The organism is Escherichia sp. MOD1-EC6021 (genome assembly GCF_002965245.1).
In the GTDB taxonomy this organism is placed as follows: domain Bacteria; phylum Pseudomonadota; class Gammaproteobacteria; order Enterobacterales; family Enterobacteriaceae; genus Escherichia; species Escherichia coli_F.
The window spans coordinates 92,246-114,067 of the sequence record NZ_PTRU01000009.1 but is presented as its reverse complement, the minus strand read 5'-3'; the positions used below and the strand labels follow the sequence as shown (position 1 = coordinate 114,067).

The window sequence follows — 21,822 nt, the reverse complement described above, 5'->3', positions numbered from 1 at the left end:
GCCAGCCGGGTGCTGGCTTTTTTTTTGACCTTTCGTTCTCAATTTATCCACGGGAAGTGCTTGTGTTTGTTATGCGCACTCCTGTAGGAACCGCGTCCGCTTTGCGCTAAGGTGGTAGATAACCACCTTAAAAAGGACGAAATCATGGTCATCAACTGCGCCTTTATTGGCTTTGGTAAAAGCACGACCCGTTACCATTTGCCGTATGTACTTAATCGCAAGGATAGCTGGCATGTCGCGCATATTTTTCGCCGCCATGCGAAGCCGGAAGAACAGGCTCCCATCTATTCCCATATCCATTTCACCAGCGATCTCGACGAAGTATTAAATGATCCCGACGTTAAGCTGATTGTCGTCTGCACTCATGCGGACAGCCACTTCGAGTACGCGAAGCGCGCGCTGGAGGCTGGGAAAAATGTGCTGGTCGAAAAACCGTTCACTCCGACGCTTGCCCAGGCGAAAGAACTTTTTGCGCTGGCGAAAAGTAAAGGGCTGACCGTCACGCCGTATCAGAATCGTCGCTTTGATTCCTGTTTTCTGACGGCGAAAAAAGCGATTGAAAGCGGCAAGCTGGGAGAGATTGTTGAAATGGAAAGCCATTTTGACTATTACCGCCCGGTGGCAGAAACCAAACCCGGGCTGCCGCAGGATGGCGCGTTCTATGGCCTTGGTGTGCATACGATGGACCAGATTATCTCGCTGTTCGGTCGCCCGGATCACGTCGCTTATGACATCCGCAGCCTGCGTAATAAAGCCAATCCTGACGACACCTTTGAAGCGCAGCTATTTTATGGCGATCTAAAAGCCATCGTCAAAACCAGCCATCTGGTGAAAATCGATTATCCGAAATTTATCGTTCACGGGAAGAAAGGTTCGTTTATTAAATACGGTATCGACCAGCAGGAAACCAGCCTGAAGGCTAATATTATGCCGGGCGAGCCGGGATTCGCAGCGGATGATTCGGTCGGTGTGCTGGAGTATGTCAATGACGAGGGCGTTACGGTCAGAGAAGAGATGAAGCCAGAGATGGGCGATTATGGGCGCGTTTATGATGCGTTGTATCAAACCATCACCAACGGTGCACCAAATTACGTCAAGGAATCTGAAGTTCTTACCAATCTGGAAATCCTTGAACGCGGTTTTGAGCAAGCCTCTCCCTCCACAGTGACTCTTGCGAAGTAAGTTTGATGGACCTCTCGAATAGTTCAATTTTTTTGAACAGAGGGGTCAATTTTCACCCTCTATCATCCCAGGCGGATCGGGTCCACACTAAGCCCATCGAAATCATTCAGGGGGCGAATACAAATGATCTACTTACGCAAAGCAAATGAACGTGGTCATGCAAATCATGGCTGGCTGGACTCCTGGCATACTTTCTCTTTTGCCAACTATTACGACCCGAACTTTATGGGCTTCTCCGCGCTGCGCGTGATTAACGACGACGTGATTGAAGCAGGGCAGGGCTTCGGCACTCACCCGCATAAAGATATGGAAATTTTGACCTACGTGCTGGAAGGTACTGTTGAGCACCAGGACAGCATGGGCAATAAAGAGCAGGTTCCGGCGGGCGAGTTCCAGATTATGAGTGCGGGTACGGGTATTCGTCACTCAGAGTACAACCCAAGCAGCACCGAGCGTCTGCACCTGTATCAGATCTGGATCATGCCAGAAGAAAACGGTATTACGCCGCGTTATGAACAGCGTCGCTTTGATGCCGTACAGGGCAAACAACTGGTGCTCTCGCCGGATGCGCGTGATGGTTCATTGAAAGTGTATCAGGATATGGAACTGTACCGCTGGGCGCTGGTAAAAGATGAGCAGTCGATTCATCAGATTGCCGCTGAACGCCGCGTCTGGATTCAGGTAGTGAAAGGCAATGTTACCATTAACGGCGTGAAAGCCTCGACCAGCGATGGTCTGGCAATCTGGGATGAGCAGGCAATCTCCATCCACGCTGACAGCGACAGCGAAGTGTTACTGTTCGATCTGCCGCCGGTTTAAAACTTAACGGCATTTTTGAAGCCTGCCTTTTTGCGGGCTTCATCGCTCGCCCCGGTCGCGTGCTGATGTACGCGACCGGGGTTTCGTCGCGTCTTTAGCACAATGCGATGCAATTGATTTAGTGTATATCTAATTATTGTAAACAAGCACTGTTTTCTCCGGGAAGGTTCTGATGCGTCCGTGTTAAACTAAGAGAATCTATCTCTTTTGTACCTTCAGGACGATGAAAAAGAAAAGACCCGTACTTCAGGATGTGGCTGACCGTGTTGGCGTGACCAAAATGACGGTCAGCCGTTTTTTACGCAACCCGGAGCAGGTTTCCGTCGCTCTACGTGGCAAGATTGCCGCCGCTCTTGATGAACTGGGTTATATTCCCAATCGCGCGCCCGATATCCTCTCTAACGCCACCAGCCGGGCGATTGGCGTCCTGTTACCTTCACTCACCAACCAGGTTTTCGCTGAAGTATTACGCGGTATCGAAAGCGTCACCGACGCACACGGTTATCAGACGATGCTGGCGCACTACGGTTATAAACCGGAAATGGAGCAAGAACGCCTCGAATCAATGCTTTCCTGGAATATCGACGGACTTATTCTCACCGAACGTACCCACACGCCCCGCACCTTAAAGATGATTGAAGTAGCGGGTATTCCGGTGGTGGAGCTGATGGACAGTAAGTCGCCGTGTCTCGATATCGCCGTCGGTTTTGATAACTTTGAAGCGGCACGCCAGATGACCACCGCCATTATTGCTCGCGGGCATCGTCACATTGCCTATCTCGGCGCACGCCTCGACGAACGTACTATCATCAAACAGAAGGGATATGAGCAGGCGATGCTGGATGCAGGCCTGGTGCCGTATAGCGTGATGGTCGAGCAATCTTCTTCTTACTCTTCCGGTATTGAACTGATTCGCCAGGCGCGGCGGGAATATCCGCAGCTGGATGGCGTATTTTGTACTAATGATGACCTGGCGGTCGGCGCGGCGTTTGAATGTCAGCGTCTGGGGCTGAAAGTTCCTGACGATATGGCGATTGCCGGTTTCCACGGTCATGACATTGGTCAGGTGATGGAGCCACGGCTGGCGAGCGTGCTGACGCCGCGTGAGCGGATGGGCAGCATTGGCGCTGAGCGCCTGCTGGCGCGTATTCGTGGCGAATCTGTGACACCGAAAATGTTAGATTTAGGTTTCACCTTGTCACCGGGCGGATCTATTTAAGCTCACAAATTTGAAGTAGCTCACACTTATACACTTAAGGCACGGATGGATATTGCTTCTGTTTTTGTCCGGCTGGACAATGTTACCGATAACAGTTACCCGTAACATTTTCTGATTCTTGTATTGTGGGGGCACCACTTTGAGCACGACTAACCATGATCACCACATTTACGTCTTGATGGGCGTATCGGGCAGCGGCAAATCTGCAGTCGCCAGTGAAGTGGCGCATCAACTTCATGCCGCGTTTCTTGATGGCGATTTCCTCCATCCGCGCTGCAATATCGAAAAAATGGCGTCTGGCGAACCGCTGAATGACGACGATCGCAAACCGTGGTTACAGGCGCTTAACGACGCCGCGTTTGCCATGCAGCGCACCAATAAAGTGTCGCTGATCGTCTGTTCTGCACTGAAAAAGCACTATCGCGACCTGCTGCGTGAAGGTAATCCGAATCTCTCTTTCATCTACCTGAAAGGCGATTTTGATGTAATTGAAAGCCGTCTGAAAGCGCGCAAAGGCCATTTCTTTAAAACCCAAATGCTGGTGACGCAGTTTGAAACGCTGCAGGAGCCGGGTGCGGACGAAACCGATGTACTGGTGGTGGATATCGATCAACCGCTGGAAGGTGTTGTGGCAAGCACCATTGAGGTTATTAATAAAGGCAAATAAGTAGTGACTACATTAACGCTTGTTTTAACAGCAGTAGGGTCTGTTTTACTGCTGCTGTTTTTAGTCATGAAGGCGCGTATGCACGCTTTCCTGGCTTTGATGGTGGTGTCTATGGGGGCTGGCCTTTTTTCCGGCATGCCGCTCGATAAAATCGCAGCGACGATGGAAAAAGGGATGGGAGGCACCCTCGGCTTCCTGGCGGTAGTTGTCGCCCTGGGAGCCATGTTTGGCAAGATCTTACATGAAACCGGCGCAGTCGATCAGATTGCCGTCAAAATGCTCAAATCCTTCGGTCACAGTCGTGCGCATTATGCCATTGGCCTTGCGGGCCTGGTTTGTGCGCTACCACTGTTCTTTGAAGTGGCGATTGTCCTGTTGATTAGCGTTGCTTTCTCAATGGCGCGCCATACCGGCACGAACCTGGTGAAGCTGGTTATCCCGTTATTCGCGGGCGTGGCGGCAGCAGCGGCGTTCTTACTACCGGGGCCAGCGCCAATGCTGCTGGCATCGCAGATGAATGCTGACTTTGGCTGGATGATCCTGATTGGCCTGTGTGCGGCAATCCCGGGAATGATTATTGCCGGGCCGCTGTGGGGTAATTTCATCAGCCGCTACGTGGAGCTGCATATTCCTGACGATATCAGCGAACCGCATCTCGGCGAAGGCAAAATGCCGTCCTTCGGATTCAGCCTGTCGCTGATCCTGCTGCCGCTGGTGCTGGTGGGGCTGAAAACCATTGCCGCGCGTTTTGTGCCGGAAGGCTCTACCGCTTACGAATGGTTCGAGTTTATCGGTCATCCGTTTACCGCAATTCTGGTCGCTTGCCTGGTAGCAATTTACGGCCTGGCGATGCGTCAGGGTATGCCGAAAGACAAAGTGATGGAGATTTGCGGTCACGCGCTGCAACCGGCGGGGATTATTCTGCTGGTGATTGGTGCAGGCGGCGTGTTCAAACAGGTGCTGGTTGACTCTGGCGTAGGTCCGGCGCTGGGCGAAGCGTTAACCGGCATGGGTCTGCCGATTGCCATCACCTGCTTCGTGCTGGCAGCTGCAGTGCGCATCATTCAGGGTTCTGCCACCGTTGCCTGTTTAACGGCGGTGGGACTGGTGATGCCGGTTATTGAACAACTGAACTACTCCGGTGCGCAAATGGCGGCGCTGTCGATTTGTATCGCCGGTGGTTCGATTGTTGTCAGCCACGTTAACGACGCCGGTTTCTGGTTGTTCGGTAAATTTACCGGCGCGACCGAAGCCGAAACGCTGAAAACCTGGACCATGATGGAAACCATCCTCGGCACCGTTGGTGCCATCGTCGGGATGATTGCGTTCCAGCTGTTGAGTTAAGTTTGTTCGCCCGGTAGTTGTGACGCTACCGGGCTCTTTTCGAAAAACTCTCCTCGTTACCCCTTCATCCACATTCGAATGCCGTCAAGGAACATCTGGGTTGCCATCATCACCAGAATCAATCCATCAGGCGTTCCAGCGCGTTCACCCCTTTCTCTCCCAGCAGACGTAAAAATAGCGAAGACTGTAGCAGGATGACAAAGGTGCCGCCCCAGGCCAGCAGCAGGGCAATCACCAGATGCCCCATCTGATTCGGGTACTGATGAGACAACAACATCAGCGTGGCTAGAATAGTCGGCCCGGCGACTAACGGAATTGCCAACGGCACGATAAACGGCTCTTCACCTGCCGGAAGCCCGCTGCTATTTCCTGAAGCACTGGGGAAAATCATCTTAATGGCGATCAGAAACAGAATGATGCCGCCAGAAATGGAGACGGTTTCTGCCCGCAGGCTAAGAAATGCCAGAATTTTCTCACCCGCAAACAGGAACACCAGCATCACCAGGAGAGCAATAAGCAACTCTCGCACCATGATTGCCCGCCGTCTTTTCGGTTCAGTATGTTTCAGTACGGACATGAAAATAGGTAGGTTTCCGAGCGGATCCATAATCAGGATCAATAAAACTGCTGCAGAAATGATTTCATTCATAACTCAAATTCCCTGATAATTGCCGCGGACTTTCTGCGTGCTAACAAAGCAGGATAAGTCGCATTACTGATGGCTTCGCTATCATTGATTAATTTCACTTGCGACTTTGGCTGCTTTTTGTATGGTGAAAGATGTGCCACGAGGAGACCGGCACATTTATACAGCACACATCTTTGCAGGAAAAAAACGCTTATGAAAAATGTTGGTTTTATCGGCTGGCGCGGTATGGTCGGCTCCGTTCTCATGCAACGCATGGTTGAAGAGCGCGACTTCGACGCCATTCGCCCTGTCTTCTTTTCTACTTCTCAGCTTGGCCAGGCTGCGCCGTCTTTTGGCGGAACCACTGGCACACTTCAGGATGCCTTTGATCTGGAGGCGTTAAAGGCCCTCGATATCATTGTGACCTGTCAGGGCGGCGATTATACCAACGAAATCTATCCAAAGCTTCGTGAAAGCGGATGGCAAGGTTACTGGATTGACGCAGCATCATCTCTGCGCATGAAAGATGACGCCATCATCATTCTTGACCCCGTCAATCAGGACGTTATTACCGACGGATTAAATAATGGCATCAGGACTTTTGTTGGCGGTAACTGTACCGTAAGCCTGATGTTGATGTCGTTGGGTGGTTTATTCGCCAATGATCTTGTTGATTGGGTATCCGTTGCAACCTACCAGGCCGCTTCCGGCGGTGGTGCGCGACATATGCGTGAGTTATTAACCCAGATGGGCCATCTGTATGGCCATGTGGCAGATGAACTCGCGACCCCGTCCTCTGCTATTCTCGATATCGAACGCAAAGTCACAACCTTAACCCGTAGCGGTGAGCTGCCGGTGGATAACTTTGGCGTGCCGCTGGCGGGTAGCCTGATTCCGTGGATCGACAAACAGCTCGATAACGGTCAGAGCCGCGAAGAGTGGAAAGGGCAGGCGGAAACCAACAAGATCCTCAACACATCTTCCGTAATTCCGGTAGATGGTTTATGTGTGCGTGTCGGGGCATTGCGCTGCCACAGCCAGGCATTCACGATTAAATTGAAAAAAGATGTGTCTATTCCGACCGTGGAAGAACTGCTGGCTGCGCACAACCCGTGGGCGAAAGTCGTTCCGAACGATCGGGAAATCACTATGCGTGAGCTAACCCCAGCTGCCGTTACCGGCACGCTGACCACGCCGGTAGGCCGTTTGCGTAAGCTGAATATGGGACCGGAGTTCCTGTCAGCCTTTACCGTGGGCGACCAGCTGCTGTGGGGGGCCGCGGAGCCGCTGCGTCGGATGCTTCGTCAACTGGCGTAATCTTTATTCATTAAATCTGGGGCGCGATGCCGCCCCTGTTAGTGCGTAATACAGGAGTAAGCGCAGATGTTTCATGATTTACCGGGAGTTAAATAGAGCATTGGCTATTCTTTAAGGGTGGCTGAATACATGAGTATTCACAGCCTTACCTGAAGTGAGGACGACGCAGAGAGGATGCACAGAGTGCTGCGCCGTTCAGGTCAAAAAAATGTCACAACCAGAAGTCAAAAATTAGTTGGATGGGGTGACACAATAAAACAGGAAGACAAGCATGTCCGATCGTATCGATAGAGACGTGATTAACGCGCTAATTGCAGGCCATTTTGCGGATCCTTTTTCTGTACTGGGAATGCATAAAACCACCGCGGGACTGGAAGTCCGTGCCCTTTTACCCGACGCTACCGATGTGTGGGTGATTGAACCGAAAACCGGGCGCAAACTCGCAAAACTGGAGTGTCTCGACTCACGTGGATTCTTTAGCGGCGTCATTCCGCGGCGTAAGAATTTTTTCCGCTATCAGTTGGCTGTTGTCTGGCATGGTCAGCAAAACCTGATTGATGATCCTTACCGTTTTGGTCCGCTAATCCAGGAAATGGATGCCTGGCTATTATCTGAAGGTACTCACCTGCGCCCGTATGAAACTTTAGGCGCGCATGCAGATACTATGGATGGCGTCACGGGTACGCGTTTTTCTGTCTGGGCTCCAAACGCCCGTCGGGTCTCGGTAGTCGGTCAATTCAACTACTGGGACGGTCGCCGTCACCCGATGCGCCTGCGTAAAGAGAGCGGCATCTGGGAACTGTTTATCCCTGGGGCGCATAACGGTCAGCTCTATAAATACGAGATGATTGATGCCAATGGCAACTTGCGTCTGAAGTCCGACCCTTATGCCTTCGAAGCGCAAATGCGCCCGGAAACCGCGTCTCTTATTTGCGGGCTGCCGGAAAAGGTTGTGCAGACTGAAGAGCGCAAAAAGGCGAATCAGTTTGATGCGCCAATCTCTATTTATGAAGTTCACCTGGGCTCCTGGCGTCGCCACACCGACAACAATTTCTGGTTGAGCTACCGCGAGCTGGCCGATCAACTGGTGCCTTATGCTAAATGGATGGGCTTTACCCACCTCGAACTGCTGCCCATTAACGAGCATCCGTTCGATGGCAGTTGGGGTTATCAGCCAACCGGCCTGTATGCACCGACCCGCCGTTTTGGTACCCGCGACGACTTCCGTTATTTCATTGATGCCGCACACGCAGCTGGTCTGAACGTGATTCTCGACTGGGTACCAGGCCACTTCCCGACCGATGACTTTGCGCTTGCCGAATTTGATGGCACGAACTTGTATGAACACAGCGATCCGCGCGAAGGCTACCATCAGGACTGGAATACGCTGATCTACAACTATGGTCGCCGTGAAGTCAGTAACTTCCTTGTCGGTAATGCGCTTTACTGGATCGAACGTTTTGGTATTGATGCGCTGCGCGTCGATGCTGTGGCATCAATGATTTATCGCGACTACAGCCGCAAAGAGGGGGAGTGGATCCCGAACGAATTTGGCGGGCGCGAGAATCTTGAAGCGATTGAATTCTTGCGTAATACCAACCGTATTCTTGGTGAGCAGGTTTCCGGTGCGGTGACAATGGCGGAAGAGTCTACCGATTTCCCTGGCGTTTCTCGTCCGCAGGACATGGGCGGTCTGGGCTTCTGGTACAAGTGGAACCTAGGCTGGATGCATGACACCCTGGACTACATGAAGCTCGACCCGGTTTATCGTCAGTATCATCACGATAAACTGACCTTCGGGATGCTCTACAACTACACTGAAAACTTCGTCCTGCCGTTGTCGCATGATGAAGTGGTCCACGGTAAAAAATCGATTCTCGACCGGATGCCGGGCGACGCATGGCAGAAATTCGCTAACCTGCGCGCCTACTACGGCTGGATGTGGGCATTCCCGGGCAAGAAACTGCTGTTCATGGGGAACGAATTTGCCCAGGGCCGCGAGTGGAACCATGACGCCAGCCTCGACTGGCATCTGTTGGAAGGCGGCGATAACTGGCACCACGGTGTCCAGCGTCTGGTGCGCGATCTGAACCTCACCTACCGCCACCATAAAGCGATGCATGAACTGGATTTTGACCCGTACGGTTTTGAATGGCTGGTGGTGGATGACAAAGAACGCTCGGTGCTGATCTTTGTGCGTCGCGATAAAGAGGGTAACGAAATCATCGTTGCCAGTAACTTTACTCCGGTGCCGCGTCATGATTATCGCTTTGGCATTAACCAGCCGGGTAAATGGCGTGAGATCCTCAATACCGATTCCATGCACTATCACGGCAGTAATGCAGGCAATGGCGGCACGGTACACAGCGATGAGATTGCCAGCCACGGTCGTCAGCATTCACTAAGCCTGACACTACCACCGCTGGCCACTATCTGGCTGGTTCGGGAGGCAGAATGACACAACTCGCCATTGGCAAACCCGCACCCCTCGGCGCGCATTACGACGGTCAGGGCGTCAACTTCACACTTTTCTCCGCTCATGCCGAGCGGGTAGAACTGTGTATCTTTGACGCCAATGGCCAGGAACATCGCTATGACTTGCCAGGGCACAGTGGCGACATTTGGCACGGTTATCTGCCGGATGCGCGTCCGGGTTTGCGTTATGGTTATCGCGTTCATGGCCCCTGGCGACCCGCCGAGGGACATCGCTTTAACCCGGCGAAGTTGTTGATTGATCCTTGCGCGCGGCAAATTGACGGGGAGTTTAAAGATAACCCGCTGCTGCACGCAGGTCATAATGAACCTGACTATCGCGACAACGCCGCCATTGCGCCGAAATGTGTAGTGGTGGTTGATCACTATGACTGGGAGGATGATGCCCCGCCGCGCACGCCGTGGGGCAGCACTATCATTTATGAAGCCCATGTCAAAGGATTAACGTATCTGCACCCGGAGATCCCCGTAGATATCCGCGGCACTTATAAAGCCCTGGGGCATCCGGTGATGATCAACTATTTGAAACAGTTGGGCATTACTGCGCTGGAGTTGCTGCCGGTGGCACAATTTGCCAGCGAACCACGCCTGCAACGTATGGGGTTAAGTAACTACTGGGGCTATAACCCGGTAGCGATGTTTGCGCTGCATCCGGCGTATGCCTGCTCGCCAGAAACGGCGCTGAATGAGTTTCGCGATGCAATCAAAGCACTGCATAAAGCGGGTATCGAAGTCATTCTTGATATCGTGCTTAACCATAGTGCGGAACTGGACCTCGACGGTCCGTTATTCTCTCTGCGTGGGATCGACAACCGTAGCTATTATTGGATAAGAGAAGACGGTGATTATCACAATTGGACAGGCTGTGGCAACACGCTCAATTTGAGTCATCCGGCGGTGGTGGATTATGCCAGCGCCTGCCTGCGTTATTGGGTAGAAACCTGCCACGTCGATGGTTTCCGTTTTGATCTGGCAGCAGTCATGGGCCGTACGCCTGAGTTTCGTCAGGATGCGCCGTTGTTTACCGCAATTCAGAACTGCCCGGTGCTCTCGCAGGTGAAGTTAATTGCCGAACCGTGGGATATTGCGCCTGGTGGTTATCAGGTGGGAAATTTCCCGCCATTGTTTGCTGAGTGGAACGATCATTTCCGTGATGCTGCCCGTCGTTTCTGGCTGCATTATGATTTGCCTCTGGGGGCGTTTGCCGGGCGTTTTGCTGCCTCCAGCGATGTTTTTAAACGTAATGGTCGTCTGCCGAGTGCCGCGATTAATCTCGTCACCGCGCATGACGGTTTTACGCTTCGCGACTGCGTTTGCTTCAACCATAAACACAATGAAGCAAACGGAGAAGAAAATCGCGACGGGACCAACAACAATTACAGTAACAATCATGGTAAAGAAGGATTAGGCGGTACTCTTGACTTGGTTGAACGGCGGCGCGACAGCATTCACGCCCTGTTAACAACGTTGTTGCTCTCCCAGGGTACGCCGATGTTACTGGCCGGTGACGAACATGGTCATAGCCAGCATGGCAATAACAATGCCTACTGTCAGGATAATCAATTAACCTGGTTGGACTGGTCGCAGGCAAGCAGTGGTTTAACCGCATTTACCGCCGCGTTAATCCATCTGCGCAAGCGCATTCCCGCTTTGGTGGAGAATCGCTGGTGGGAAGAAGGCGACGGCAATGTCCGTTGGCTAAATCGATATGCTCAACCTTTAAGCACGGATGAGTGGCAAAACGGGCCGAAACAGCTGCAAATTCTGCTCTCGGATCGCTTTTTGATCGCAATTAACGCCACGCTTGAGGTAACAGAGATTGTTTTACCTGCTGGGGAGTGGCACGCCATTCCCCCATTCGCTGGAGAGGATAACCCAGTGATTACGGCTGTCTGGCAGGGACCTGCACACGGATTGTGTGTGTTCCAGAGATGATAAAAAAGGAGTTAGTCATGGTTAGTTTAGAGAAGAACGATCACTTAATGTTGGCGCGCCAGCTGCCATTGAAATCTGTTGCCCTGATACTGGCGGGAGGACGTGGTACCCGCCTGAAGGATTTAACCAATAAGCGAGCAAAACCGGCCGTACACTTCGGCGGTAAGTTCCGCATTATCGACTTTGCACTGTCTAACTGCATCAACTCCGGGATCCGTCGTATGGGCGTGATCACCCAGTACCAGTCCCATACTCTGGTGCAGCACATTCAGCGCGGCTGGTCATTCTTCAATGAAGAAATGAACGAGTTTGTCGATCTGTTGCCAGCGCAGCAGAGAATGAAAGGGGAAAACTGGTATCGCGGCACCGCAGATGCGGTCACGCAAAACCTCGACATTATTCGCCGTTACAAAGCGGAATATGTGGTGATCCTGGCGGGCGACCATATCTACAAGCAAGACTACTCGCGTATGCTTATCGACCACGTCGAAAAAGGCGCACGTTGCACCGTCGCTTGTATGCCTGTACCGATTGAAGAAGCCTCCGCATTTGGCGTTATGGCGGTTGATGAGAACGATAAAATTATCGAATTCGTTGAAAAACCCGCTAACCCGCCGTCAATGCCGAACGATCCGAGCAAATCTCTGGCGAGCATGGGTATCTACGTCTTTGACGCCGACTATCTGTATGAACTGCTGGAAGAAGACGATCGCGATGAGAACTCCAGCCACGACTTTGGTAAAGATTTGATTCCCAAAATCACCGAAGCCGGTCTGGCCTATGCGCACCCGTTCCCGCTCTCTTGCGTACAATCCGACCCGGATGCCGAGCCGTACTGGCGCGATGTGGGTACGCTTGAAGCTTACTGGAAAGCGAACCTCGATCTGGCATCAGTGGTGCCGGAACTGGATATGTACGATCGCAATTGGCCAATTCGTACCTACAATGAATCATTACCGCCAGCGAAATTCGTGCAAGATCGCTCCGGTAGCCACGGGATGACCCTTAACTCACTGGTTTCCGGCGGTTGTGTGATCTCCGGTTCGGTGGTGGTGCAGTCCGTTCTGTTCTCGCGCGTTCGCGTGAATTCATTCTGCAACATTGATTCCGCCGTATTGTTACCGGAAGTATGGGTAGGTCGCTCGTGCCGTCTGCGCCGCTGCGTCATTGATCGTGCTTGTGTTATTCCGGAAGGCATGGTGATTGGTGAAAACGCAGAGGAAGATGCACGTCGTTTCTATCGTTCAGAAGAAGGCATCGTGCTGGTAACGCGCGAAATGCTACGGAAGTTAGGGCATAAACAGGAGCGATAATGCAGGTTTTACATGTATGTTCAGAGATGTTCCCGCTGCTTAAAACCGGCGGTCTGGCTGATGTTATTGGGGCATTACCCGCAGCACAAATCGCAGACGGCGTTGACGCTCGCGTACTGTTGCCTGCATTTCCCGATATTCGCCGTGGCGTAACCGATGCGCAGGTGGTATCTCGCCGTGATACCTTCGCTGGGCATATCACGCTGTTGTTCGGCCATTACAACGGGGTTGGCATTTACCTGATTGACGCGCCGCATCTCTATGATCGTCCGGGAAGCCCGTATCACGATACCAACTTATTTGCCTACACTGACAACGTATTGCGTTTTGCGCTGTTGGGGTGGGTTGGGGCAGAAATGGCCAGCGGGCTTGACCCATTCTGGCGCCCTGATGTGGTGCATGCGCACGACTGGCATGCGGGCCTTGCGCCTGCGTATCTGGCGGCGCGTGGGCGTCCGGCGAAGTCGGTGTTTACTGTGCACAACCTGGCCTATCAAGGCATGTTTTATGCACATCACATGAATGACATTCAATTGCCATGGTCATTCTTTAATATTCATGGGCTGGAATTCAACGGACAAATCTCTTTCCTGAAGGCTGGTCTGTACTATGCCGATCATATTACGGCGGTCAGCCCGACCTACGCTCGCGAGATCACCGAACCGCAGTTTGCCTACGGTATGGAAGGTCTGTTGCAGCAGCGTCACCGTGAAGGGCGTCTTTCCGGCGTACTAAACGGCGTGGACGAAAAAATCTGGAGTCCAGAGACGGACTTACTGTTGGCCTCGCGTTACACCCGCGATACGTTGGAAGATAAAGCGGAGAATAAGCGCCAGTTACAAATCGCAATGGGGCTTAAGGTTGACGATAAAGTGCCGCTTTTTGCAGTGGTGAGCCGTCTGACCAGCCAGAAAGGTCTCGACCTGGTGCTGGAAGCCTTACCAGGCCTTCTGGAGCAGGGCGGACAGCTGGCGCTACTCGGCGCGGGTGATCCGGTGTTGCAGGAAGGTTTCCTTGCCGCGGCCGCGGAATATCCCGGACAAGTGGGCGTTCAGATTGGCTATCACGAAGCATTTTCGCATCGCATTATGGGCGGCGCGGACGTCATTCTGGTGCCCAGCCGTTTTGAACCGTGCGGCTTAACGCAACTTTATGGATTGAAGTACGGTACGCTGCCGTTAGTGCGGCGCACCGGTGGGCTTGCTGATACGGTTTCTGACTGTTCTCTTGAGAACCTTGCAGATGGCGTCGCCAGTGGGTTTGTCTTTGAAGATAGTAATGCCTGGTCGCTGTTACGGGCTATTCGACGTGCTTTTGTACTGTGGTCCCGTCCTTCACTGTGGCGGTTTGTGCAACGTCAGGCTATGGCAATGGATTTTAGCTGGCAGGTCGCGGCGAAGTCGTACCGTGAGCTTTACTATCGCTTGAAATAGTTTTCAGGAAACGCCTATATGAATGCTCCGTTTACATATTCATCGCCCACGCTTAGCGTAGAAGCTCTTAAGCATTCTATCGCTTACAAGCTGATGTTTACGATTGGCAAGGACCCGGTCGTCGCCAATAAACATGAATGGCTGAACGCAACATTATTTGCTGTGCGCGATCGTCTCGTGGAGCGCTGGTTACGTTCAAACCGTGCCCAGTTGTCGCAAGAAACGCGTCAGGTTTACTACCTGTCGATGGAATTTTTGATTGGCCGTACGCTTTCCAACGCCATGTTGTCGCTAGGAATTTACGAAGATGTACAGGGCGCACTGGAAGCGATGGGATTAAATCTCGAAGAGCTGATTGATGAAGAAAATGACCCGGGCCTCGGTAACGGTGGTCTGGGACGTCTGGCGGCTTGCTTCCTCGATTCTCTGGCGACGTTAGGGTTGCCGGGGCGTGGTTACGGTATCCGTTATGATTACGGTATGTTTAAGCAGAACATCGTTAACGGTAGCCAGAAAGAGTCGCCAGACTACTGGCTGGAATACGGTAACCCGTGGGAATTCAAACGCCACAACACGCGCTATAAAGTCCGTTTTGGTGGTCGCATTCAGCAGGAAGGTAAAAAAACGCGCTGGATCGAAACCGAAGAGATTCTGGGAGTGGCTTACGATCAGATTATCCCAGGTTACGACACCGACGCGACCAACACGCTGCGTTTGTGGAGTGCGCAAGCCAGTAGCGAAATTAACCTCGGTAAATTCAACCAGGGTGACTACTTCGCGGCAGTGGAAGATAAAAACCACTCCGAGAACGTATCCCGCGTACTGTATCCGGACGACTCCACCTACTCCGGGCGTGAACTGCGTCTGCGTCAGGAATATTTCCTGGTTTCTTCGACCATCCAGGACATTTTAAGTCGCCATTATCAGTTGCATAAAACCTACGATAACCTGGCGGATAAAATCGCGATTCACCTCAACGACACCCACCCGGTGTTGTCGATTCCTGAGATGATGCGTCTGCTGATTGATGAGCATCAATTTAGCTGGGACGACGCATTTGAAGTGTGTTGTCAGGTCTTCTCCTACACCAACCACACGCTAATGAGCGAGGCGCTGGAAACCTGGCCGGTTGATATGCTGGGTAAAATTCTGCCGCGTCACCTGCAGATCATCTTTGAAATTAACGACTATTTCCTGAAAACCTTACAGGAACAGTATCCGAACGATACCGACCTGCTGGGACGGGCGTCGATCATTGATGAATCCAACGGTCGTCGCGTGCGTATGGCCTGGCTGGCGGTTGTGGTGAGCCACAAGGTTAACGGTGTATCAGAATTACACTCTAACCTGATGGTGCAGTCGCTATTTGCTGATTTTGCGAAAATCTTCCCTGGACGTTTTACCAATGTCACCAATGGTGTGACCCCGCGTCGCTGGTTAGCGGTAGCGAACCCATCGCTTTCAGCTGTGCTGGACGAACACCTGGGCCGTAACTGGCGCACCGACCTTAGCCTGCTTAATGAGCTGCAACAACACTGTGATTTCCCAATGGTTAATCACGCGGTGCATCAGGCGAAGCTGGAGAACAAAAAGCGTCTGGCGGAGTATATCGCCCAGCAGCTGAATGTGGTGGTAAATCCGAAAGCGCTGTTCGATGTGCAAATCAAACGTATTCACGAATACAAACGTCAATTGATGAATGTGTTGCACGTGATCACCCGCTATAACCGCATCAAGGCCGACCCGGATGCGAAGTGGGTACCGCGCGTGAATATTTTTGGCGGCAAGGCCGCTTCGGCTTACTACATGGCGAAGCACATTATCCATTTGATCAATGACGTAGCGAAAGTGATCAACAACGATCCGCAGATTGGCGACAAGCTGAAAGTCGTGTTCATCCCGAACTACAGCGTTAGCCTGGCACAGTTGATCATTCCGGCGGCCGATCTATCTGAACAGATTTCTCTGGCAGGGACGGAAGCTTCCGGCACCAGTAATATGAAGTTTGCACTTAACGGTGCGCTGACTATCGGTACCCTGGACGGTGCGAACGTCGAGATGCTGGATCATGTCGGTGCTGACAATATCTTTATCTTTGGTAACACGGCGGAAGAAGTTGAAGAACTGCGTCGTCAGGGCTACAAACCGCGTGAATACTACGAGAAAGATGAGGAGCTGCATCAGGTGCTGACGCAAATCGGCAGCGGTGTATTCAGTCCGGAAGAACCGGGGCGCTATCGCGATCTGGTTGATTCGTTGATCAACTTCGGCGATCACTACCAGGTACTGGCGGATTATCGCAGCTATGTCGATTGTCAGGATAAAGTCGACGAACTTTACGAGCTTCAGGAAGAGTGGACCGCAAAAGCGATGCTGAACATTGCCAATATGGGCTACTTCTCTTCTGACCGTACAATCAAAGAGTACGCTGATCATATCTGGCATATTGATCCAGTGAGATTGTAAGTTCACTAAAAAATAGAACGGGGCCAAATCGGTCCCGTTTTTTTTCGCCTTTATTTCGGAGAAGTGTCCAGAGGGGCAAGGAGACTCGGGGGAGTATAATTTCGCCATTCAGAAAGAATGGAAAGAATAATGCAAAACAGAAAATGGATTTTGACCTCGCTGATAATGACTTTTTTCGGCATCCCCATACTGGCGCAATTTTTGGCAGCGGTTATTGCCATGCTGGGGGCCGGGCTTGCCGCTATTCTTGAGGTTTGCAATTTTCTCTTTACGCCAACAATTTATCTTCTACTCAACGTCTTTATGCTGACGCTGGGGGCGATAATTCTATTTTTCTCTGGTCGCGTGTGGGCCGGTGATAGCGCACCAGAAAACAGAGAAATAGCCGTCTGGCGGCAATGCTTTTTTCTTTTACCTGCACTGTTAACTCTGGTTGGCTGGATAATCACGCTACATCTGGCAGATTATCAATTTCGCCAAATGGGAGCAGGTTGGTTGGCAGAGCTTATGCTCCCCTGGCTGGGAGTTTTGTTAGTCTCATTAGTCGGAGGTGAGTTCTGGTGGATAGTCATTATACCCGTTGGTGCGCATATTAGTTTTTCGCTGGGGTATGGCTGGCCGACCAGATATCCTTTAACCGGCACGTACGGGTTACGTTGCCGTAATTCCCTCCTGTTTATCCTTCTCATGCTTGGTTTTATCGCTGGTTATCAGGCTTATTTATATAAACAGCTTAATCCCGGCGTCGGTGTGCGTGAAAATATTGATACCTGGGCCTGGCGACCCGATAAACTCAATAATCAACTGACGCCACTGCGTGGTAAACCGCAAATTCAGTTTACACAAAACTGGCCGCGACTCGATGGTGCTACGGCGGCGTACCCAATTTATGCTTCTGCCTTTTATGCGTTGAGCGTTATACCGGAAGATTTCCACACCTGGGAATATCTGGAGAACTCTCGTACCCCCGATGCATATAACAGGATTGTTAAAGGTGATGCCGATATTATTTTTGTGGCGCAACCTTCCGGTGGGCAGAAAAAACGTGCAGAGGAATCGGGCGTCACTTTGAACTACACTCCTTTCGCCCGTGAAGCATTCGTTTTCATCGTCAATGCGGATAACCCGGTTAATTCCCTGACTGACCAACAGGTGCGTGACATCTTCAGTGGCGCAATTACCAACTGGCGTACTGTAGGCGGTAACGATCAGGAGAGCCAGACCTGGCAACGCCCGGAAGATTCTGGCAGCCAGACAGTGATGCAATCGCAGGTCATGAAAAATGTCCGCATGATCTCGCCGCAGGAAACCGAAGTGGCAAGCATGATGGAGGGAATGATTAAAGTTGTTGCCGAATACCGTAATACAAACAACTCAATAGGCTACACCTTCCGCTATTACGCAACACAAATGAATGCCGATAAAAATATAAAACTGCTAGCTATTAACGGTATTGCACCGACTGCGGAAAATATTCGTAACGGCAAATATCCATATATCGTCGATGCCTTTATGGTAACGCGGGAAAATACTACGTCAGAAACACAAAAACTGGTCGAATGGTTTTTAACGCCGCAGGGGCAGAGTCTGGTGGAAGATGTGGGCTATGTGCCGCTGTATCCAACAATGAAATAACGCTCGAGAGAAAGGAATCAGCGCAATGAATAAATTCACCGGTGTTTTACTATTAGGTACGGCGTTACTGGCGGGATGTGTCGACCGGGAAGGGTACTATAACAGCGTCAGGGAAGAAGAGAGTCATGGACTGACGTCTCTGCGGGGGCAACCTGAATTACGTTACAACGATGATTGGTCAAGATGGCCGAGAGTGTACGGCGCTACAGCCTTATACCCGCTGTATGCTTCCGCGTATTATGAATTAGTACCCGAGCCAAAAGATAAGGATCGAACCTCGCTGGCCTGGCAGGCGTATGGTTTGCAACAAACCCGAACAGCTGAAGCCTACGATAGTCTGATCAAGGGTACCGCGACGGTTATTTTTGTTGCACAACCGTCGGAAGGACAGAAAAAACGTGCAGAAGAAGCAGGCGTTAAACTGAAATATACCGCGTTTGCCCGCGAAGCCTTTGTCTTTATCGTTGATATCAAAAACCCGGTTAATTCACTTAGCGAACAGCAGGTCAAAGACATTTTTAGCGGTAAAGTGAGTCGCTGGAATAAAGTGGGCGGCGGTGACGAAAGTATAAAAGTCTGGCAGCGGCCAGAAGATTCTGGAAGCCAAACGGTTATGAAGGGACTGGTTATGCAAGATACTCCAATGCTGCCAGCCAAAAAATCCACTGTTATCGATCTTATGGGCGGTTTAATTACCGAAGTCGCCGACTACCAAAACACAACATCTTCCATTGGATACACTTTCCACTATTACGTCACACGTATGAATGACAATATGCTCAAAATGCGCAAACAGATCAAACTGCTAGCTATAAATGGCATTGCGCCTACAGAGGAAAATATCCGTAACGGCACTTATCCGTACATAATTGATGTTTATATGGTGACGCACGAAACCCCTACGCTGGAAACGCAGAAATTCGTCGACTGGTTTTTAAGCCCGCAGGGACAGCAATTGGTAGAGGATGTGGGCTATGTGCCGCTGTATAAAACGTTATCAGATATTAAATAATAAAGTAAACAGGGGCAGATATGAAGATTTTATTACCTATCAGCAATGGATTACTCTTTCTTCCTGAGAGTAATGCTGCACACCAGAGTATTTCACCGCCTTTCCAGCATTACACATTAGCTTGTGATAGAGAGCAAATTAACCCCGGGATTAATTTATCTGAGTATTATTCAGAAAATGAATTTGACTTGTACCAATATTATGCTTTTCGTTGCCCGGATATAGAGAATAAAGTCAGAGGACTATCAGTTTCTGTTTTATTGAGAGTGAGCGCGAAAAATCCGTTTGAGGACAGGCTAAATGTTTCAACACCATACGCTGTTTATCCTGATTATAACATCAATAAAACAATGGACTGGAGTGATGATGGCAACAGGGAGAAATCAATGTTAAACGACTCTGTTAATATTAATGTTACTCAATAAAGATGCTAAAAATTATGCTAAAGCGATTATTTGCTATTATCCTTATTTTATCTGTGCCGGGGTGTTCTGTTATTGACACATCCCTGGAGAAAAATGATCTGTATAATTTATCTGTGTATGAAGATAATATTGGTAACAATTCAGTATTAGTTACAGTATTCGCAAGTCATGGTAATAGTGCATTGGTTGTCAGGAAGATAGAGCAATTCAGAACAAAAGACTCAACAATAAATATTCATGTTTATTTATCCTTACCTATGTTTACGGATAACGGAAGCTCCAGTCAGATTTCTTATAGTGTAATAGTGCCAGCAGATATTAATAAAGTTACGATAGGTGATGATGAACAAATCATCTGGACAAGAACGAAAGGGTAAAAGTAACCTGGTATATATATGAAATGTATAATAGAAAAAGATTTAACTACCAGTTAATATTAAAGGACAACCAAATGGAATTAGTTAATACATTATTTGCAAGCCTTGCCGGTACTGATCCTTTCACAGGCGTTGATATTACGATTGCCAACTGCAAATCGACATACTGGGATGAAGGCATTGTTCAGCAACTCATTAACCAGGTCCTGGATGAAGGGGAAAAGTTCGTCGGTGCTGACGGCCTTGAGGGATTGCTTCGATATAATGTCACATTAAATATTGGCTTAACGTCCAGCAATGTATGGCCGGGATTTTCCCTCGATACCGCCACGATCAGTCGTCTTTGTGTCTGTGGTGCTGATTTTGGATTTGACCCCTATATCAGTGATGTACCAGATGTTCAATGTGACCTGAACACGACAAATGACGTCACCGTACAATTTACGGCGATGCTAAACCCGGATGAGCGGGTGATCATAGCAAAGCGCCCGCTTAAAAAATGTGACTCCTGGATTGAGGATGTCTATATCTTTCAGGTCTTTAAAGATGCCTGGAAATTTCATAACGATAACAGTTTACGCGGATTTCGCGATAAGCAGGCCGAACTGAAACTCTACACGCGTCATTACTCAGTGGAAAATTGCGCAGAGGAAAGCTGTCGAGACTGCAATAGTTGCATTCGCCCCAGCTTTTCCCTTTCGCGTAGCGCCCTTATTCGCCTGAACGCGGCGAATGCTCGTTTTGTCTATCAGCCGTTTACACGCGACCAGCGGGCGAGGGGGTAATTATGCAACCCAGCCCCGCCATGCAGGCATTAATTGAGCAGATATATCACACCTTTCGCCGTTATCCGGTGCCGCAGCAATTTGTGATTTGTTGTAAATATTGCCTGAGCCAGCAGGAACAAAAAGCATTACGGAATACATCGTTACGAGCCATACCTTATTCCTTAATCAACGCCTGGAATAGCAGCCCAGGACCTGATCCGCAAAACAGCGATGAGGTACGTTATTTTCTGCCGCGTTTACTGGAATTTGTTGCACAGGGGCATTTTGATAATATTCACGAAGTATTTACTCTACGCCGTATAAACCTTGCCAATAAAGCGAAATGGCGTGCGGATGAACGGGCAATTTTGCAGCGATTTGCCTGCCAGTTTATGGTTGATTGGGTATCCGGCGATGAGGCTGTCGAGTTACAGTACATGCTGGAAATGTTTTTCAGTGCCGATATCGCCCTTGCGCCATTGCTGGATGCCATTAATTCAGTTCCCGGCTTTTGGTCGGCCGTTTCTCTTGCCTGTTTATTGAACAGGTATCGTGAAGGTTATATCAGAGATAACCAGGACGATATCGATAACGCCATTACCGCCCAAATCAATACTTGGGCCGTCAACAATCAAGACATCCTGAAAGAACGAGCGCGGCAGGCGATTGAGAATCCGCTAAAACAGCCAGAACAGTGGATGGAATACCAGACCCGGGAAGACGACTGGATGATTGATGAGTGTTTGTGTGCGATGTATGATGCATCATCGGAATCATCAGGAAAATAAAA

At 50.5% G+C, this 21,822-nt stretch carries 17 protein-coding genes and 1 pseudogene; 17 read left to right on the top strand and 1 reads right to left on the bottom strand.

The genetic code is table 11. The features are described from left to right. Positions 1-144 precede the first annotated feature (144 nt). From BEB54_RS12655 to gntU, 5 genes are all read left to right on the top strand, one after another. A complete protein-coding gene (locus tag BEB54_RS12655) occupies positions 145-1,182 on the top strand; it encodes an oxidoreductase (RefSeq protein WP_105277440.1) in 1,038 nt (345 codons plus the stop codon). Between the two features lie 123 nt (positions 1,183-1,305). After that, positions 1,306-2,001, top strand: a complete 696-nt coding sequence (gene yhhW / locus BEB54_RS12650; RefSeq protein ID WP_105277441.1) for a quercetin 2,3-dioxygenase — start codon at positions 1,306-1,308, stop codon at positions 1,999-2,001. A gap of 223 nt (positions 2,002-2,224) precedes the next feature. Beyond that, positions 2,225-3,220, top strand: a complete 996-nt coding sequence (gene gntR / locus BEB54_RS12645) for a gluconate operon transcriptional repressor GntR (protein WP_000730252.1) — start codon at positions 2,225-2,227, stop codon at positions 3,218-3,220. A gap of 139 nt (positions 3,221-3,359) precedes the next feature. Then, a complete protein-coding gene (gene gntK / locus BEB54_RS12640) occupies positions 3,360-3,887 on the top strand; it encodes a gluconokinase (RefSeq protein WP_000108321.1) in 528 nt (175 codons plus the stop codon). Positions 3,888-3,890: 3 nt separating this feature from the next. After that, positions 3,891-5,231 carry a gluconate transporter gene (gene gntU, locus BEB54_RS12635; protein ID WP_000210102.1) on the top strand — a complete coding sequence of 447 codons (1,341 nt, stop codon included), beginning with the start codon at positions 3,891-3,893 and terminating at the stop codon, positions 5,229-5,231. A 56-nt stretch (positions 5,232-5,287) separates the two neighbouring features. Here the strand turns inward: gntU and yhgN are convergent. Then, positions 5,288-5,880, bottom strand: a pseudogene (gene yhgN, locus BEB54_RS12630) (NAAT family transporter YhgN). Between the two features lie 192 nt (positions 5,881-6,072). Between yhgN and asd the strand changes: the two are divergent. The 12 genes from asd to BEB54_RS12570 all read left to right on the top strand — a co-directional run bounded on the left by asd (position 6,073) and on the right by BEB54_RS12570 (position 21,820). Then, a complete protein-coding gene (gene asd, locus BEB54_RS12625) occupies positions 6,073-7,176 on the top strand; it encodes an aspartate-semialdehyde dehydrogenase (protein ID WP_000799956.1) in 1,104 nt (367 codons plus the stop codon). 271 nt (positions 7,177-7,447) lie between these two features. Continuing rightward, positions 7,448-9,634, top strand: a complete 2,187-nt coding sequence (gene glgB, locus BEB54_RS12620; protein ID WP_001283726.1) for a 1,4-alpha-glucan branching enzyme — start codon at positions 7,448-7,450, stop codon at positions 9,632-9,634. Further along, entirely contained in the window at positions 9,631-11,604 is a 1,974-nt protein-coding gene (gene glgX, locus BEB54_RS12615) for a glycogen debranching protein GlgX (RefSeq protein WP_000192514.1), read from the top strand. The genes glgB and glgX overlap by 4 nt, the downstream gene beginning before the upstream one ends. 17 nt (positions 11,605-11,621) lie before the next feature. Continuing rightward, a complete protein-coding gene (gene glgC, locus BEB54_RS12610) occupies positions 11,622-12,917 on the top strand; it encodes a glucose-1-phosphate adenylyltransferase (RefSeq protein ID WP_000253975.1) in 1,296 nt (431 codons plus the stop codon). Continuing rightward, the gene (glgA, locus tag BEB54_RS12605; RefSeq protein WP_001197646.1) at positions 12,917-14,350 is read left to right on the top strand and encodes a glycogen synthase GlgA; all 1,434 of its coding nucleotides are present in this window, start codon (positions 12,917-12,919) and stop codon (positions 14,348-14,350) included. The genes glgC and glgA overlap by 1 nt, the downstream gene beginning before the upstream one ends. An 18-nt stretch (positions 14,351-14,368) precedes the next feature. After that, positions 14,369-16,816, top strand: a complete 2,448-nt coding sequence (gene glgP / locus BEB54_RS12600; RefSeq protein WP_053883627.1) for a glycogen phosphorylase — start codon at positions 14,369-14,371, stop codon at positions 16,814-16,816. A gap of 126 nt (positions 16,817-16,942) precedes the next feature. After that, entirely contained in the window at positions 16,943-18,451 is a 1,509-nt protein-coding gene (locus BEB54_RS12595; RefSeq protein WP_123059736.1) for a PstS family phosphate ABC transporter substrate-binding protein, read from the top strand. A 25-nt stretch (positions 18,452-18,476) separates the two neighbouring features. Further along, complete coding sequence (locus BEB54_RS12590) at positions 18,477-19,463, top strand: PstS family phosphate ABC transporter substrate-binding protein (protein WP_105277443.1); 987 nt, start codon at positions 18,477-18,479, stop codon at positions 19,461-19,463. 20 nt (positions 19,464-19,483) lie between these two features. Further along, complete coding sequence (locus BEB54_RS12585) at positions 19,484-19,888, top strand: hypothetical protein (RefSeq protein ID WP_039020627.1); 405 nt, start codon at positions 19,484-19,486, stop codon at positions 19,886-19,888. Between the two features lie 14 nt (positions 19,889-19,902). Further along, on the top strand, positions 19,903-20,265 hold the full coding sequence (locus BEB54_RS12580; protein WP_039020626.1) for a hypothetical protein: 363 nt from the start codon (positions 19,903-19,905) through the stop codon (positions 20,263-20,265). 74 nt (positions 20,266-20,339) lie between these two features. Further along, entirely contained in the window at positions 20,340-21,050 is a 711-nt protein-coding gene (locus tag BEB54_RS12575) for a membrane protein (protein ID WP_039020625.1), read from the top strand. Between the two features lie 2 nt (positions 21,051-21,052). Beyond that, complete coding sequence (locus BEB54_RS12570) at positions 21,053-21,820, top strand: hypothetical protein (protein WP_039020624.1); 768 nt, start codon at positions 21,053-21,055, stop codon at positions 21,818-21,820. Positions 21,821-21,822 lie beyond the last annotated feature (2 nt).